Raw genomic sequence first — 17,497 nt, 5'->3', positions numbered from 1 at the left:
ACCTTAATAGACCTTTGCCGTATCAGAAAAAGTTATCCCATTTAGCAATTCTGCAACCTGCATTCTCTTTTTTCCAGGTAATTGCAAACTTAAAAGCTGTAAAAAGCCATCTTGAACTGCAACTTTGATTTCTTTTTTACTGCAAATCAAGCTTCCAGTCTCAAAAGAATGCGATTCTAAAACGAGTTTTGCTTCGTATATTTTGATGTTTTGTTCTTCATTTTTGTCTTTTAAAAAGCACCAAGAAGCCGGATAGGGACTTAAGCCCCGAATCAAATTATTGATTTCTGCTCCAGATTTTGACCAATCGATCTTACAATTTTCCTTGTTGAGTTTGTATGCCGTTTTAATTTCAGCATCATCTTCTTGAATTGTTGTAGTTACGTTTCTGTTTTCAATTACTTTTAAGGTATCAATTACAGTTTTACTTCCCAATAACATTAATCTGTCATGCAATTGTCCAGCATTTTCTTCCGGTTCAATAGCAATTTCCGAATTTAAGATCATGGCTCCAGTATCAATTTTATCATCAATAAAGAAAGTAGTAACTCCAGTTTTGGTTTCACCATTAATGATGGCCCAATTTATTGGTGCCGCACCGCGATAATTTGGCAATAAAGAAGCATGAAGATTAAAAGTTCCTAAACTTGGCATTTCCCAAACAACTTTTGGCAGCATTCTAAACGCAACGACAATTTGCAAATTTGCATTCAAAGCTTTTAATTCGGCTAAAAAACTTTCGTCTTTTAAATTGGTTGGCTGTAATAGAGTAAGATTGTTTGCAAGCGCATATTCTTTTACTGCCGAATATTTTATTTTTTGTCCGCGTCCAGCTGGTTTATCTGCAGCTGTAATAACGCCAACAACATCGTAATTGTTTTTAATAATGGTATCCAAAATGCCGACAGCAAATTCTGGGGTTCCCATAAAAATAATTCTCAATTTTTCCATTATGATTTTAAAGTGTATTTATTATTCGCTTGTATGATGATATAATTGTTCTCTAATAATTCCTGAAGTGCCAATATAACATCATTGGTGTCCAGCTTTATTTTGGTCTGAATTTCTCTGGAAGTTAAAGCAGCTGTTTTTAATAAGGAGAGAATTTTATCTGCAATAGAATCAGCTTCGGTAATTTTTCCTTTTTGTGTAATACAATAAGAGCAGACACCGCAATTAGAAGTGGTTTCTTCTCCAAAATAGTCCAAAATTAATCGGTTCTTGCAGGTTTTTTTATCCTTTATATAATGTAGTACAGATAAAAGCTGGTCTTTTTTAAGCTGATTTTGTTTTTCAAGATATTTTGAAACTCTATTTATAGTTCGGTCATCTTCACGAACTTCATTAAATAATATTGTAGCGTCGTTATTTTTAGCTTTATAATCGATGATTTCCTTTTCTCTTAATTTTTCTAAAACTGCCGAAACTTGCTCTTCGGTATGATTTGATTTTTTTGCAATCAATGAAATATTAAAAGGTGTTTTCATTTCATAAACTCCAGGATAAGTTCTCAAAATGGCCAAAATAATTTCTTCGTCATTCGGATTTAAACTCATATACCGAATCACTTCTTTCGACTCAATTAAAAACTGCATCGTAATTTTTTCTGAGAATTCCTGCGACATTGTAATGATTCCCTGCTGGTTTAAAAACTGCAAAGCATTATATGTTTTAAGAGTAGGAAAATCGTATTTCTGGCAAAAATGATTCAGTTTAAAAGAAAATGAATCGTCTAAGCCTTCGCCATAAGCAATCTGAAAATAGTTGCAAAGCTTGACGTACATAGTATTCAGAAACTTTTTATCTGGCAGAATACTTAAAAATTGCTGTTCAGATTGATTGCTGTCTGAAGAATTCGTCAAAACAACAGAAAAAGATTTTTCACCATTTCGTCCCGCTCTTCCAGATTCCTGATAATAATTTTCGATGTTTTCAGGAAGCTGTGTATGAATAACTGTTTTTACATTGTCTTTGTCAATTCCCATTCCGAATGCATTTGTGGCTACAATAACCTGCGCTTGTTCAGACATCCACAATTGCATGTTTTTGTCTTTTTCTTTAGCCGAAAGTCCACCGTGATAATACGTTGCACTAAAACCTAATGATTGCAATTGCGTCGACATGTTCAGGCACGATTTTCTATTTCGGACATATATAATAGAAGGCTGTGGGTTTTTCTTTAAAATTTGCTCAACTCGGTACAATTTATCTTCGACTTCAAAAACCATGTAGGCAATATTTTTTCTTTCGAATGATTGCTGAAAAAACGTTGGATCTTTTAATCCCACTTCTGTTTTAATATCTTCAATAACTCTTGGAGTTGCCGTAGCGGTCAAAGCTAGAAACGGAATTTTAGGGAAGTATTTTTTTAGTTCTGAAATTTTCAAATAAGCCGGACGAAAATCGTGTCCCCATTGCGAGACACAATGCGCTTCATCAATTGCAATTAAATTGATAGGAAGATTTTTGATGCGTTCTAAAATCCAGTCAGATTGAAGTCGTTCAGGAGATAGATATAGAAACTTGTAATTTCCGTATTGGCAATTGTCTAGCAGATCAATAATTTCTTCAGTATGAATTCCTCCCGTAAGTGCAATGGCTTTAATTTCTCGCTTTTGCAAATTGGCAACCTGATCTTTCATTAAAGCAATTAAAGGCGAAATTACTAAGCAAATTCCATCCTTCATCATGGCCGGAACCTGAAAACAAATCGACTTTCCGCCACCAGTAGGAAGCAGGGCAAAAGTATCCTGACCATCCAAAACCGAGTCAATAATCTCCTTTTGCAACGGTCTAAAACTGTCGTGTTTCCAGTATTTTAAAAGAATTTCTTGCGCTTCTGGCATTGGTGTCGTTTTAAAGTTAAAAAATTTAGAAAGCAGTTTCTAGTTTTGCAACTTTAAACAAACGCCTAAATTTTATCTAAGATATAAAGAATTCTGTTCTCAACCGTATCTTTAGGTACTTCAATTAAGTCGTAGCCGTATTTCTTATAGGTTTCGATAAGATGTTTCTGAATAGTTTCTGCCTGTTCGAAATTTTCGTAGCGTTCAGTATCGCTTTCGTAAATTTCTTCCCAAGGCGGTAAAATAAAAGTTTTAGAATATTTAAAATCTACGCAGGCTTTTGTAAAATGTTCCGGATAATCATCACCAATATAATCCATATAAGCTACAACATCTGGAATACCGCGATCAATAAAAACTACATTTTCAGGCTCTTCAAGTGCATCTTCAAATTGTTTAATGCGTCCCTGCAGCAACATTTCGCTAAACAATAAAGGCTGTTCTAAAAACAATTGATCGATACCGCGCTGTTGTGCTTCGAGTGTAACTTGTCTTGAAATTTCAGGGTAACAGCAATAGCCACGAGCGACTAATTCGTTGATAAGAGTAGATTTTCCCGTTCCCGGGCCACCAATGAGAACTATGATTTCTTTTTGCACTTTCGTAAAATAAAGCGCAAATTTACCTAAAGTTATTGTATTTAAAAAGATTATTTTGCCTTGAGCGAATGATTTCGCAATTTTAGGAGATTTGGGTTCGTGCTTTCGGCTATATCTTTTGGCTCCCGATAGCTATCGAGACCGCCAAAAAAGGATATCACCTCAATCAGGGCTATAGAAACATGATTTTGGTTTTGGAATTATTTTAAAGCAACGATTTCCTTAAAGGTTTCAAAAACGTTGTAGGTTTGTTGACAAATATACATAGCTAAAGTTCAAATAAAAACATTGAAACTCTAATAAATATTGATGCAACTTTACTAAGAGCCAGCGCTGCAAAATAGATTGTCTCTCCGGAACTAAAAATGACAAAGAGTTGTAGACTTAATTTTTTTAAATTTCGGCTTTAGTAAATATTATTACTCACAAAATAAATACTTTCCAGAATCTTTACCTTTTTTATCAGAAGGAATAATAATATGCGATTCAAACTTTTTTCCTTTCAAAACATCATTCACAAAATCTAAAACATATTGCTGTCCTTGATGAAAAAGATAACCCGAGAATTCATGTCCGCCACCGCAAAAGGTAATCAGTTCAACATCTTTGTGTAAATCGGTCATATGATTGTAAACAGCATAAGATCCGAAAAGAATTAGCCAGCCCGAGGCATTTGTTGGGCAAGAACGATGCGAGCCAGCGTTGTACGGAACCGTTTCGTCACTATTTCCGTGCGACAATAACATTGGCATTGCTTTTTCTTTAGTAATTAAATTTATATCTTGAATTGCGCCAGAACCTCCGATAAAACCTTTGTATTTAAAATTTTCAGGAAGATTATTTTTGTACAAATTCATCAGTTTATAATCCCAAAACGAAGCTTGAAAACCAATTTCGGCACCAGCACTTATTCCAGAAATAAATACTTTTGAAGCGTCTAGATTGTATTTATTTGCATTTTCGATTAAAAACGAAGTCGCTTGCCACATATCGCTCACGCCAATCTGAATTGCTTTTATTTTTTCGGTTAAAGTTCCTTTGCATCCAAAATCTTTTCCTTTCATATAAAGGCTGTATGAAATGCTCGCAACTGCATATCCGTTTTTCGCCATAAATATTCCGAAGTCTTTTTCGCTTGTGCGTTCTCCGCCAGAAAATCCTCCGCCAAAAGCAAAAATAATTAACGGAATTTTTTCATTCATTTTTTTCTGAGGCAAATACAAATCTAAATCCAGTTTTAGTGTGTCGTTCTGGAAATAAGTTAGCGTTTTAACTTCTTGGGCATTCGTAAGGGTGAAAGAAATAGTAAAGAGAAGTAAAAAAAAGATTTTTTTCATTGCAGTATGTTTTAATCTCGCAAAGTCGCGAAGGTGCAAAGTTTTTAAGCTTAATGAATTTTCTTTGCGGCTCTGCGACTTTTCGCGAGATTTCCGCAGATTATTTTCTCAAATATAAGAGGAAATTTTACAAAGATATAATCTTCTATTGCTTTTTTCTCTGCATCTTTGCCCAGAAGCGTCGCGATTGTAACTTTGTGCCTTTTTTCTAAAAGAAAAAATCTAAAAAATCTGAAATCAAAACCGTATATTTGCCTTTATTTTTAATTACGAATGGAGAACGATAAAGAAAAAAACACCGCCGAATTTTACGAAAGATTAAAGGTTGAGTTAGATAATTCAAACACTTGGCCAGCAGAATATTTGTATAAATTTATTGTGCCAACGGTAGCTGACAATGTGGATCGTGTAGAGAAAGCTTTTGACAGTATGGGTGCGGTTATCAAAACAACAAAATCGAAAACGGGTAAATTTACCAGTGTTTCTATAGATGTTACAATGAATAGTGCTGACGAAGTAATCAGCAAATACAAAGAAGTTTCTACTATAGAAGGTATAGTTTCATTATAACTTATGAACGAAAAATATAAAAAAGAAGTCGCGAATGACGTTGTTTTTAATTTAGAATATAATTCTGAAAGACAACGTTTGCTTATTCCGGAATACGGTCGTCATTTGCAAAAACTGATCGATCAGGCCACTATTATTGAAGATGCTGAAACGCGTAATAAAGCGGCGAAATACATTATTCAGGTTATGGGAAGCTTAAACCCGCATTTGCGTGATGTGCCAGATTTTCAGCATAAATTATGGGATCAGCTTTTTATTATGTCTGATTTTAAATTAGATGTAGAATCACCATATCCAATTCCGTCTCGCGATGTATTGCAGTTAAAACCAGATGTTTTGCAATATCCGCAAAACTTTCCAAAATATAGATTTTATGGTAACAACATCAAATATATGATTGATGTTGCCAATAAATGGGAAGAAGGAGAAATGAAAAATGCGTTGGTTTTAGTGATCGCAAATCACATGAAAAAATCGTATTTGAGCTGGAATAAAGACACAGTAAAAGACGATGTGATATTTGAACATTTATTTGAATTGTCTGGAGGAAAAATCAATTTATTGCAAAGCACAGAAGAGCTTTTAAATACAACTGATTTATTGCGTACCAACAAACGTATGTCAAATAAAATTACGCCGCCGGGACAGCCTAAAATTCAAAGCAATAAAAATAATAAAGGACCAGGAAAGCCAAAGCCTTTTCAAAAAAACAATAATCAGAAATAAGAAAGGGGCTAAGATCCTAAGGAGCTAAGATGCTAAGACCTTTAGCTTAGAGCCGCAGAATCTCAGAACCTTAGAACCTAAACAAGATCTATGGGAATTTTTAAAATCGAAGGAGGAACTCCTTTAAAAGGAGAAATCACTCCGCAAGGAGCAAAAAATGAGGCATTACAAATTTTATGTGCCGTGCTTCTAACGGGGGATAAAGTAAAAATTAATAATATTCCCGATATTATTGACATCAATAAATTAATCACTTTACTGGGTAATTTAGGTGTAAAAATTCAACGCAATGAACCGGGTTCGATTACGTTTCAGGCAGATGAGGTTAATGTTGGATATTTAGAAACAGAAGCTTTTAAAAAAGAAGGTGGAGCACTTCGTGGTTCTATTATGATTGTTGGACCGCTTTTGGCTCGTTTCGGAAAAGGATACATCCCAAAACCAGGAGGAGATAAAATTGGCCGTCGAAGATTAGATACTCACTTTGAAGGTTTTATTAACCTGGGAGCAAAATTTAGATACAACAGAGAAGATCATTTTTACGGAGTAGAATCTCCAGAAGAAGGACTTAAAGGAACAGATATGTTGCTTGATGAAGCTTCTGTAACTGGAACTGCAAATATTGTAATGGCTGCTGTTTTGGCAAAAGGAAAAACTACAGTTTATAACGCTGCTTGTGAGCCTTATTTGCAACAATTGTGTAAAATGTTGAACTCAATGGGAGCAAACATTACAGGCGTTGGATCTAACTTGTTGACTATCGAAGGTGTTGAAAGCCTTGGAGGATGTGAGCACAGAATTCTTCCTGATATGATCGAAATTGGTTCTTGGATTGGTCTTGCGGCTATGACAAAAAGTGAAATTACGATCAAAAATGTAAGCTGGGAAAATTTAGGTTTGATTCCGAATACATTCAGAAAACTTGGAATTACAATCGAAAAACGCAACGACGATATTTACATTCCTGCTCACAAAGATGGTTACGAAGTAAAAACAGATATTGACGGTTCTATTTTAACCATTGCAGATGCGCCATGGCCGGGATTTACACCAGATTTATTAAGCATCGTTTTGGTTGTGGCAACACAAGCAAAAGGTGATGTTTTAATTCACCAAAAAATGTTCGAAAGCCGTTTGTTTTTCGTAGACAAATTAATCGATATGGGAGCAAAAATTATGTTATGCGATCCGCACAGAGCGGTAGTTATGGGGCATAATTTTGAATCTCAATTAAAAGCGACAACAATGTCATCTCCAGATATTCGTGCTGGAATTTCGTTATTGATTGCTGCGCTTTCAGCGAAGGGAACAAGTACAATTCAAAATATCGAACAAATTGACCGTGGATATGAGCGCATCGACGAGCGTTTAAGAGCAATTGGAGCAAAAATCGTGAGAGCGTAAAAAAAGTCAGCCACCAATTCCCGAATTATTTTTGATAATCTTTGAAGATTTAAATTCGTGAATTTGTGGCAAAAAAAACAGTCTAAATGACAGATGAACAAAAAGCTGTAAAAGCTACTATATTTAGTATAGTTGGAAACACCTGCCTAGCCTTAGTAAAAGGTCTGGCAGGTTTTTTTGGCAATTCATATGCCTTAATTGCAGATGCGATAGAATCAACAGCGGATATATTTTCGTCTTTTCTGGTTTTATTCGGAATCAAATATTCTAATAAACCGCCAGATGAAAATCATCCTTACGGACATGGCCGTGCAGAACCTTTAATCACTTTTTTGGTCGTTGGTTTTTTAATTACTTCGGCAACGATTATTGGTTACGAAAGTATTTCTAATATTCAGACTTCTCACGGTTTGCCAAAATCATGGACTCTGTATATTTTGGGAGCTATAATTATATGGAAAGAATATTCTTTTCGTTTGGTAATGAAACGAAGCAAAGAAACAAACAGCTCTTCTCTTGCCGCCGATGCGTGGCACCATCGCAGTGATGCCTTAACCTCTATTGCAGCATTTATTGGAATTTCGATCGCGCTGATAATGGGAAAAGGCTACGAATCTGCAGATGACTGGGCAGCACTTTTTGCTGCGTTTTTTATCTTATACAACAGCTATAAGATTTTCAGGCCCGCACTAGGCGAAATTATGGATGAAAATCTAAACGACGACTTAGTCGAAGAAATTAGAATTCAATCCCTAACAGTAAGTGGTATTTTGGGAACTGAAAAATGTTTCATTCGTAAAGCCGGAATGAAATATCACGTCGATCTTCATGCCATTGTTTCAGCAGCAATTTCAGTTAAAGAAGGACACGATTTGTCTCATAGACTGCAAGATACTTTAAAAGAAAAAATACCGCAATTAGGCAATGTTCTGATTCATATTGAGCCAGATGATTATCACTGTTAAAGGGTTCAAAGGTTAGAGGTTCAAAGGGACAAAGGTTTTTGTATAAATCTTTGTTCCTTTGAACCTTTTTTTTCTCTGTATCTTAATCTAATACATTCAAAATCTTTAAGCCAAACACAACACCGTTTTGCTGCGTTCCTCCTTGATAAGAATGAACATAATCTAATCGAAAAACTTTAAATTTTCCAAATCCAAGGTTGTCTAAACCAACCGTAAATTCAGAATAAGGTTTTCTGTCTGGAATTGCCAAAGAATGAAAACCTAAATTCATTGTTGATTTCAATAAATTCAATAACGGAATTTTATTCATAATAAATCCAGTGTCATTATATTCTGAATGTATTTCAAGATAACTGTCGTTTGTGCTGTTGTCGTAATACGGCATTAAGTTAAAGACGTTCAAATAACGATCGCTTGTTCCTATATGGGTTTGATTTCCGTTAAAATGTCTGTAATCTATGAAGGATATATTTTCTGCATTAAAGAATTTTCCAGCTCTAAAATTCATCCCTAAAAGTCCTTTATTGTCTAATGATAAATCATATTGTACAGAAGCACCAATTCTTTCAAATTCATATTTCTTTTCGCTTGCGGCAAAAGCTTTTTCAAATGCTAGAAGTATGGTGGGATACTTTTCATTTTTAACATTATATCTCCCATCAGGTCTGGAAATGTATTTGTTTCCGAAGTTAATTCGCGCGCTCAAAGATGTTTTAAATAAATGATGCTGTGTAAAAGCAGGAGTCGTAAAATCGTCTGGAGCAAAAGGATTATTTGACGAATAAAGATCATCTCTTTTAAAGAAAGAATAGTCAGTTGTATTAAAAAGCGGTTTTCGTTGCTCATAACCTAATTTAGTATTCAAATTTATCCCATTTAAAATGTCTTGAGAATAGCTGATTTGAGCAAATTCTAAATTATAAAGCTTCATATAATTGTCTTTAAAAAACAATGAACTGATCGAATTGACAATTTTGCTTATCGGTTCTGCGCCATTAAATTGAGCTGTTTTTGTACCTCCTGAAACCCAAATTGTGGCGTAGTTGATGTTGTTAAATCGATGGCTGAATTCACCAGTAGCACGAAAACGCTGATCTGAAAAACCATAATTAAAAGTGGTACTTATCGAAGTGTTTTTTCCTTCCTCTTCATTCCATTTTCTAAATGAAAAACCCGAATCAAAATTAAAACCTTGAACAGTATTGAAACTTAATGAAGTTAGATTTAGTAAACCTTTATAGTCAAAAGAATATTTTTTGAAAGTGTTTTTGTAATCATAACCCATTAAAATATCCCATACTTTAAACTTATTATTTTTGGTATCTATTGAATCGGTATATTTTTGAGATTTTCGAATCGTCTGAAGACTGTCTTTTTTAGTATAATCAGTACTTTCTTCAATTGTTAACGGAATTGGGCGAATCTGATTCCAAAAAGCATCATCTTTTTTATTGGAATTCGCTTCAAAAGCTACAATTTCATTTCCGAAAGTTTTCTTTTCAAAAGAAGCTGGAAACTCGTAATTAGAATATACGTAATTGAACTTTCCAGAGAATTTAATTCCAAAAATGCCGGCATTGAAAGAAAGCGTCTGCGCATTTTTAGTCCAGATTTTATTTTTAGAATTATAACTGAAACTCTGTTTTAGATTCATAACCTCAGTAAATTCATTTTTCATTCGATAACCTTTTATGTCTAAATCAATGGCATAAATTGCAAAGCTGTCATCAATAATATAAATATAACCTTCAAAAACAGGTTCTTTATCACGTTTTGGTATTACCTTAATTTTATTGATTTGCTGATTGTTATCATCAAAAAAAGTACCTTCAAGTTTATATTTATAATAATTGAAAGCATTGTCAGCGATAGGTGAGATGAGTTTAATGTCAAAGTCTAATGTGTTATCGTAAAAATCATAAGTCGACAAAGACGCTGTATTGTAGCTGTAGCCTTTATTGTTTCCAGAGATTTTAGAAGCAATGATTTTCTCTTTTAGTTTATTAGGTTTTTCAAAAGTAATCTTCGAAATTGTTTCAGATAAATATAAGATACCAGTTCCGGTCGAATCTAAATTAGATGACATGTCTTCGCCAAGATCGACTTTTTGTCCCAGAATTTTTTTAGGCAAATCTTTGACTTTAAACATTCCTTTCGAATAGAAATCAGCGGTATATCGTGCTGTTTTATCTGAATTTTCTTTTTTATTTGCAATGGCGCTCCTAATAATAGCGTTCGCTGGATTGTTTTTAGGATCGATAACCACTTCGTTTAATGCAAAGCTTTCTTCTAGCATTACAACATCTAGAGTAACCGATTTTGAATCTCGAGAAACAACTATTTTTTGAGTTTTAAATCCTAAATACTGAAAAATAATTTTGTTTTTGCCAACCTCTTTTACGTTAAGCTGATAATTACCCTGCTCATTTGAGGTTGTGCTGCTATAAGTGTTTTCTTCGAGAACAGAAACGAATGGCAAAGGATTTCCTTTTTCATCAGTAATTGTTCCTTTGATTTGAGCAAAGTTTGAAATTGAAAAAAATAAAAAGGCAAGTAAAGTATAGTTTTTCATGAAGGCAGTTTCTCTTACAAAAATAGAATAAGTTAAAAGTCAGCCTATTAATAATTTGTTAAATTCTATGTTAAGCTAAGCGAACTCGAAGCCTTTTATTAAAATATCTATCTTGATATTAATTATAAAAATGACTGAATCGCCAACTCATAGCTTTTAAGTCCAAATCCTAAAATAACACCTTTTGCGTTTCCAGATAAATACGATTGATGTCTAAAGCTTTCGCGCGCATACGTATTCGAAATATGAACTTCGATAACTGGAGTTGTAATTGCTTTTATGGCATCACCCAAACCAATCGAAGTATGTGTATAAGCGCCTGCATTTAAAATAATTCCGTCATATGTAAAACCAACTTCCTGAATTTTTCCAATCAATTCGCCTTCAATATTACTTTGATAATAGGATAGTTCAACATTTTGAAATTTTTGCTTCAACGTTTCAAAATAATCTTCAAAAGTTTGGCTTCCATAAACTTCAGGTTCTCTTTTTCCTAAAAGATTTAAATTAGGCCCGTTGATAATGCAGATTTTCATGTGTTAGGTTTATTAAGATTTAAATAGTTTATTCAATTAAGGTACTTGATTTTGCAATTGAACATTGTAAAAATAAAAAAACCGTTCTAATTATTAGAACGGTTTTTAGAAAACTATGTGATATTATCTTAGAACATGAATCCAGCAGAAAGTTGGAATACAGAGTTCTTAAGATCTGCGTGAGAAGAAACTTCAGTTAAACCAAATCCATAACGGCCTTGGATAAAGATTCCTTCAGTAATTTTTAATCCCAGACCTGCATTAATAGCAAAGTCAAAAGTTTTAGGATCTTGCGCATCAAATTCTTCCTTATTGCTTAATAAAAATGAAGCTTGTGGTCCAACCTCTAAACTCAACGACTTAGTTACATAAATTTTAGCCATTACAGGGATAGATAAATATCCTAATTCATTTTTAAATTCTTCAACAGCATTTTTGTAAGTAGCACCCTGAGTAGAGTATAAAAGCTCAGGCTGAATAGAGAATTTTTCTAAAAGTTTAATTTCAGCGACTAAACCTGCGTGATAGCTAGTAATTCCATCTTTGCTGTAATCTATTCCATCAAAACTAGCATCTCCAGTTTGATTTGCAAAGTTAACCCCAGCTTTAACCCCGATTTTTAATAATTGTGCTTGTATTGTAGCTGATGTTGCAAGGAACAATACAGCTGCTAAAAGTATTTTTTTCATAAAATTGTTTTTAAAAATTGGTATTATTTAATGTTATCTATAAGTCAAAACTACAGAATTATGATTTTATTGTTTTCTATTTTAGATTAAATAATTAATAATTTTCCCATGTTTTTTTGTTTTGATCTTTTAAAATGCTCTATTTAAAGCCGTTATTTCTTGTTTGTTTGCGTTTTCGAATTCACTATTTAATAAGAATTAGATTTCAAATTAATTTTCATTATGTAAAAATTTAATAAGGTTATTATTATATTGTGTTTCAATTTTTTAAGGACAACTTAATTGAAATGTTTAACGAGATCCTGATATTGACTAAATTTTTTTGTCTTATTTTGATATTCAATAAACTTATATTGAATTTTTTAGTAAGAAAAGACTTTAATTTTGTTGCTCTAACAAAATTTAAATTAAATGAAAAAGATTTTTTTAACTGCTATTGCAGTATTAGGTTTCACATTTGCTAACGCGCAAACAACTGGATTTACTAAAGGAGACACATTTATTTCTGGAGCTTTTAACATAGGTTCTGAAAAAACAGGCGATGCAAAATCTAGTGGATTTGAAATTGAGCCAAGTGTTGGGTACTTCGTATCTGAAAACATTGCACTTGGAGGAAAATTAGGTTTTGGTTCAGTTAAAGTTGGTGATAATAAAGCAAATTCATTTACAGCCGGAGCTTTTGGTAGATACTATTTTACTCCTGCTTCTCAATTTTCAGTATACGGTCAGGCTGGACTTGATTTTACTAACAGTAAATCTGGGGATTTTAAAACAAATGAATTTGGTGTAAATGTTGGATTAGGTTTAAGCTATTTCTTATCTAACCATTTCGCTATCGAAGCTACTTGGGCTGGTTTAGGATACAGTGTAAATAACAATGGTGGTCATGGTGCTGATAAAACAAATTCTTTTGGTATTGGTACTGACTTAAGAAACGTAAGTTTTGGAGTAGTATATAAGTTTAAATAAAATTATTAGTTAGTTTTTTTTGGCCTTCCTAAATTGTAGGGGAGGCCTTTTTTGCATATAATCTTAATGCTAATTTATTTCTCTATCTGAGATTGATTTCTATTGAAATGCTGTTTTGGCTTATTTTAATAGTATAATTTCTTTTGGAGATAATTTTTTTTTGACAATTAAGTTTGTTTTGCGCTTATAAATAAAATATTATGAAGAAAAATATTGTAGTTGCCTTAGCAGTAATAACATTTGGTTTTGCAAATGCACAAAATGTTAAGTTTGGATTAAAAGGAGGATTTAACTTATCTAGTTTAAAAGGAAATATTGAAAATGAAACGCCAAAGTTTGGTTTTCAATTAGGAGGTCTTGCGGAATTTAAGCTTACAGATAAATTTTATATCCAGCCAGAACTTTTGTTTTCTACTCAGGGTGGAAAATATCAACAGTCTGGAGTTGATTATTTGTATAAACAGGAATTAAATTCGAGTTATCTGAATATTCCAATTATGGCTAAGTATTATGTTATAGATAAATTGAGTCTTGAGGCAGGGCCACAAGTTGGTTTTTTACTATCGGCTAAAGGCAAATATGAAGTAAGAAACGGAACAGAATTTCTTTCTGGAAGCGGGAATGCTAAAGATATCTATCAAAAACAAAATATTGGCTTAAATATTGGAGCTGGTTATGATTTAACAAAAAATATAACAGCCGGAATGAGATATCATTTTGGTATGTCCAATGAAATAAGATACTATCCAAGTATAAATAATGTTTTTGAAGGCGAAAGACAAATAAGAATGCGTAATGATGTTCTTTCGATATCTGTTGGATATAAATTTTAAAATTAAAGTTCAATGTTTTTATAAAGCCTTCTTCATTTAGAGAAGGCTTTTCTATTTTATAATATTATCGGTAATTAACATTTTCTCTTTAAATTGTTTGTTTTGGTAAGATTTTGGCTTTAATTACTATTTTATTTATTAAAATGCAAATAATTTTTTAATAAGTATATATTTATATTTACTCAATTAATTTTTAACCAAAACAAATTAAAAATGAAAAGAATTATTTTAACTGTACTTGCAATTATGGCATTTGGATTTGCGAATGCACAGCAAACAAGATTTGGAGTAAAAGGAGGTCTTAACGTAACTACTTTTGCTGGAGGAAATTATTGGGATGCTAAATCTTTAGTGGGTTTTCAACTTGGAGGTTTTGCTGAAATTAAAATTATTGAAAGATTATCTATTCAGCCAGAGGTTTTGTTTTCGACTCAAGGTGCTAAATTGGAAGATTCTTTTGGTGAATTTGATACTAAATTAAATTATATAAATGTTCCTGTTTTAGCTAAGTTTTATATCACAAAACAATTTACAGTTGAGGCTGGTCCGCAATTAGGATTTTTAGTGTCAGCTAAACAAGAAGGGAATGATGTTAAGGACAGTTTTAAATCTGTAGATACAGGATTTAATTTTGGAGCCGGTTATAACTTTACAGACAATGTCTCTGTTGGTCTTCGTTATACTGTTGGTTTGTCAAATATCGCAGATTACGATGTTAATGATACAGAAGAATATTTTGATAGTCCGAAAAATAGTGTTTTAGCTTTGACTTTAGCTTATAAATTCTAATATTTTATAAATAAAACAAACTAAACCTTTCTAATTCAGGAAGGTTTTTTTATGCCTAAAAATTCCTTACTTTGTAGCTATGAATTGGAGCAAGTATATAAAAGATTTTCAGTCGTATTTACGAATCGAGAGAGGTTTGTCTAAAAACACGATTGAAAATTATAGTTTTGATATTGAGCGCTTGTGCCTTTTTTTGGAAACTAATAATATTGAAATTTCACCAGTAAAAATTACGGATGAAATTTTACAGCAATTTATTTACGATGTTTCCAAACAAGTAAATCCGCGTTCGCAGGCTCGGATAATTTCTGGCTTGAAAAGTTTTTTTTCTTATTTAGTTTTTGAAGATTATAGAAACGATAGTCCGCTCGAATTAATTGAAACACCAAAAACAGGACGAAAGCTTCCTGATACTTTAGCGGTTCAGGAAATAGATGCTCTAATTGCTGCAATAGATTTAAGCAGTAATGAAGGAGAGCGTAATCGCGCAATGCTGGAAACTCTGTACGGTTGTGGTCTTCGTGTTTCAGAATTGGTTTCTCTTAAAATATCGGATCTGTTTTTTGATGAAGGTTTTATTAAAATAACCGGAAAAGGAAATAAAGAACGCTTCGTTCCAATTGGAAAATTAACGCAAAAATATATTAAGATTTATCAAAACAATGTGCGTGTAAATCTTACCATAAAAAAAGGTTTTGAAGATACTTTGTTTTTAAACCGAAGAGGAAATCAATTAACGCGTGCGATGATTTTTACGATTATAAAAGATCTGGCAGTAAAAATTAATTTAAACAAAAATATTAGTCCGCATACACTGCGTCATTCCTTCGCTACACACCTGCTGGAGAATGGTGCCGACTTAAGATCTATTCAATTAATGCTGGGTCACGAATCAATAACTACTACAGAGATTTATGTGCATTTGGATAGAAGTTTTTTAAAAGAAGTTATGCATTCTTTTCATCCTAGGAAATGATTTTTTTGCTTGATACTGCGTGTTTTATCTTTAAAAGTAATATATTGTATTATGTTTTCTGTTAAAGGTAAATAAAATCGATGAATGACGTTTTTTTTGCTTTTAATGTTATTTTGATCATTCAATTTGCGTAAATAATGTAGTTATATGGTTTTTGATTTATACGGAAATGAAGATTGTTTAGAAGTGAATAATTTTTACAAAAAATTATTGGCAGAAATGCCCAGTTTGCTTTTTCAGTTTGTCATTGATGAAGACAATAATTACTCTTTTCCTCTGGTAAGTAAATCAGTCGAAGATGTTTTTGAGCTTTCAGTTTCAGATTTTAAAAATGATATATTCCCCATTATATACAACCGAATTTTTCCTCAAGATCAAGAACTATTTTTTCAATCCTTAGTCAAAGCACGCAGAGAAATAAAACCTTGGGAAATTGAGTTTAGAGCCATTTTGCCTAAAAAAGGATTACGGTGGTTTAAAGTTTGCTGTAAAACCGAATTATCTCCAAAAGGCTGTGTCAGCTTTTTTGGCCATGTTTCTGATATTACCCATTTAAAAGAGAAAGAAGAAAAACTGCAAATTTCTGAAGAGCGCTTTCAGTTTGCGCTGGATGCCTCTACAGTTGGTATTTGGGATTGGGATATGGTTACAAATCGTGTTTTTTATTCTTCATTGTCACTTAAAATTTTAGAAGTAGAATCAACAGATATTTTTGATGATCCGGAGCGTTGGGATAAAATTGTTCATCCTGATGATCTTCCTAAATATTATTCAGATATTCATGAGCATTTCGATAATAAGATTCCGTATTACGAAAATTACCATCGTGTAATGACTTCCAGCGGTAATTATAAATGGATACTCGATCGGGGAAAAGTGATCAAAAGAGATGAAAGAGGCAAACCATTGCGTGTCATAGGAACGCATACGGATGTTTCTTTGCAGAAAGAAAAAGAATTAGAATTAATGAAAACAATGAAATTGTACAGTGAGCAAAATAGCCGATTACTGAACTTTTCGCATATTGTTTCCCATAACTTAAATACTCAGGCGGGTAATATTAAATCGATTTTAGATTTTATTGACGCCGATATCGATAAAACAACTATCAGCGAAATGTTGGAGCACTTAAGAACCGTTTCTAACGATCTTAATGATACAATTTCAAATCTAACGCAAATTGTTAAAACGCAAAGCAATCTTAATATTGCAGTTGTTCCTTTAAAGCTTTGCGAATATATCGAAAAAACAATTTCGACCATCAAAGGATATGATAAGCGCAAGAATGTTAAGATAATAAATAACGTACCAAATTATCTAACGATTAATTTTAATCCTGCTTATCTTGAAAGTGTTTTGCTGAATTTTACAACAAATGCAATAAAATATGCGCATCCAAATCGTGATCCGTTGATTGTATTCGATTTTGCAATTGAACCCGAAGGACATAAGTCATTAAAGATTAGCGATAACGGTTTAGGCATCGATTTGGCTATTCATGGCGATCTTTTATTCGGAATGTATAAAACCTTTCACAAACACGAAGAAGCACGTGGAATTGGCTTGTATATTACAAGAAATCAAATAGAAGCGATGAAGGGAAGTATTTGTGTAGAAAGCCAAGTAGGAGTAGGAACAAGTTTTAAAATTATCTTTGGTGATATTTAAGAAATAAAATTTTAAATT

16 protein-coding genes are annotated in these 17,497 nt (G+C 32.8%); 9 read left to right on the top strand and 7 right to left on the bottom strand.

Going from position 1 to position 17,497, the window contains the following annotated elements:
• Nucleotides 1-3 precede the first annotated feature (3 nt).
• The 4 genes from fmt to IRZ83_RS09915 form a co-directional block, all read right to left on the bottom strand.
• Nucleotides 4-951: a methionyl-tRNA formyltransferase gene (gene fmt, locus IRZ83_RS09930; protein WP_194568444.1), complete on the bottom strand. Its 948-nt coding sequence runs from the start codon at nt 949-951 to the stop codon at nt 4-6.
• Nucleotides 951-2,846: an ATP-dependent DNA helicase RecQ gene (locus IRZ83_RS09925; RefSeq protein ID WP_194568443.1), complete on the bottom strand. Its 1,896-nt coding sequence runs from the start codon at nt 2,844-2,846 to the stop codon at nt 951-953. Before IRZ83_RS09925 ends, fmt begins: the two co-directional genes overlap by 1 nt.
• 65 nt (nt 2,847-2,911) lie before the next feature.
• The gene (locus tag IRZ83_RS09920; RefSeq protein ID WP_029272281.1) at nt 2,912-3,445 is read right to left on the bottom strand and encodes an AAA family ATPase; all 534 of its coding nucleotides are present in this window, start codon (nt 3,443-3,445) and stop codon (nt 2,912-2,914) included.
• 419 nt (nt 3,446-3,864) lie between these two features.
• Nucleotides 3,865-4,782, bottom strand: coding sequence for an alpha/beta hydrolase family protein (locus tag IRZ83_RS09915; protein ID WP_194568441.1), 918 nt, complete (start codon nt 4,780-4,782; stop codon nt 3,865-3,867).
• Between the two features lie 273 nt (nt 4,783-5,055).
• Here IRZ83_RS09915 and IRZ83_RS09910 point away from each other — a divergent pair, with 273 nt between their 5' ends.
• The 4 genes from IRZ83_RS09910 (at nt 5,056) to IRZ83_RS09895 (ending at nt 8,447) form a co-directional block, all read left to right on the top strand.
• A complete protein-coding gene (locus IRZ83_RS09910) occupies nt 5,056-5,352 on the top strand; it encodes a DUF493 family protein (RefSeq protein WP_029272283.1) in 297 nt (98 codons plus the stop codon).
• Between the two features lie 3 nt (nt 5,353-5,355).
• Nucleotides 5,356-6,078: a DUF4290 domain-containing protein gene (locus IRZ83_RS09905; RefSeq protein WP_029272284.1), complete on the top strand. Its 723-nt coding sequence runs from the start codon at nt 5,356-5,358 to the stop codon at nt 6,076-6,078.
• Between the two features lie 90 nt (nt 6,079-6,168).
• Nucleotides 6,169-7,482, top strand: coding sequence for a UDP-N-acetylglucosamine 1-carboxyvinyltransferase (gene murA, locus IRZ83_RS09900; protein WP_029272285.1), 1,314 nt, complete (start codon nt 6,169-6,171; stop codon nt 7,480-7,482).
• Nucleotides 7,483-7,568: 86 nt separating this feature from the next.
• Nucleotides 7,569-8,447: a cation diffusion facilitator family transporter gene (locus IRZ83_RS09895; protein WP_029272286.1), complete on the top strand. Its 879-nt coding sequence runs from the start codon at nt 7,569-7,571 to the stop codon at nt 8,445-8,447.
• A gap of 82 nt (nt 8,448-8,529) precedes the next feature.
• Here the strand turns inward: IRZ83_RS09895 and IRZ83_RS09890 are convergent, their stop codons facing one another.
• The 3 genes from IRZ83_RS09890 to IRZ83_RS09880 all read right to left on the bottom strand — a co-directional run bounded on the left by IRZ83_RS09890 (nt 8,530) and on the right by IRZ83_RS09880 (nt 12,244).
• On the bottom strand, nt 8,530-11,019 hold the full coding sequence (locus tag IRZ83_RS09890; RefSeq protein ID WP_194568439.1) for a DUF5686 and carboxypeptidase regulatory-like domain-containing protein: 2,490 nt from the start codon (nt 11,017-11,019) through the stop codon (nt 8,530-8,532).
• Nucleotides 11,020-11,141: 122 nt separating this feature from the next.
• Complete coding sequence (gene aroQ / locus IRZ83_RS09885; protein ID WP_029272288.1) at nt 11,142-11,555, bottom strand: type II 3-dehydroquinate dehydratase; 414 nt, start codon at nt 11,553-11,555, stop codon at nt 11,142-11,144.
• A gap of 128 nt (nt 11,556-11,683) precedes the next feature.
• Nucleotides 11,684-12,244 carry a porin family protein gene (locus tag IRZ83_RS09880; RefSeq protein ID WP_029272289.1) on the bottom strand — a complete coding sequence of 187 codons (561 nt, stop codon included), beginning with the start codon at nt 12,242-12,244 and terminating at the stop codon, nt 11,684-11,686.
• 411 nt (nt 12,245-12,655) lie between these two features.
• On the opposite strand from IRZ83_RS09880, the gene IRZ83_RS09875 reads away from it, so the two are divergent.
• From IRZ83_RS09875 to IRZ83_RS09855, 5 genes are all read left to right on the top strand, one after another.
• Nucleotides 12,656-13,213: an outer membrane beta-barrel protein gene (locus IRZ83_RS09875; protein ID WP_029272290.1), complete on the top strand. Its 558-nt coding sequence runs from the start codon at nt 12,656-12,658 to the stop codon at nt 13,211-13,213.
• 200 nt (nt 13,214-13,413) lie between these two features.
• Nucleotides 13,414-14,046: a porin family protein gene (locus tag IRZ83_RS09870; protein ID WP_194568437.1), complete on the top strand. Its 633-nt coding sequence runs from the start codon at nt 13,414-13,416 to the stop codon at nt 14,044-14,046.
• 213 nt (nt 14,047-14,259) lie between these two features.
• On the top strand, nt 14,260-14,835 hold the full coding sequence (locus IRZ83_RS09865) for a porin family protein (RefSeq protein WP_194568435.1): 576 nt from the start codon (nt 14,260-14,262) through the stop codon (nt 14,833-14,835).
• A gap of 79 nt (nt 14,836-14,914) precedes the next feature.
• The gene (gene xerD / locus IRZ83_RS09860; RefSeq protein WP_029272293.1) at nt 14,915-15,811 is read left to right on the top strand and encodes a site-specific tyrosine recombinase XerD; all 897 of its coding nucleotides are present in this window, start codon (nt 14,915-14,917) and stop codon (nt 15,809-15,811) included.
• A 147-nt stretch (nt 15,812-15,958) separates the two neighbouring features.
• Nucleotides 15,959-17,479 carry a PAS domain-containing protein gene (locus IRZ83_RS09855; protein WP_194568433.1) on the top strand — a complete coding sequence of 507 codons (1,521 nt, stop codon included), beginning with the start codon at nt 15,959-15,961 and terminating at the stop codon, nt 17,477-17,479.
• Nucleotides 17,480-17,497 lie beyond the last annotated feature (18 nt).

The sequence above is a fragment of the Flavobacterium sp. JLP genome, from assembly GCF_015350755.1.
Classification (GTDB): Bacteria; Bacteroidota; Bacteroidia; order Flavobacteriales; family Flavobacteriaceae; genus Flavobacterium.
Note: the sequence above shows the minus strand (reverse complement) of the source record. Positions and strands in the feature narration are given on the sequence as shown.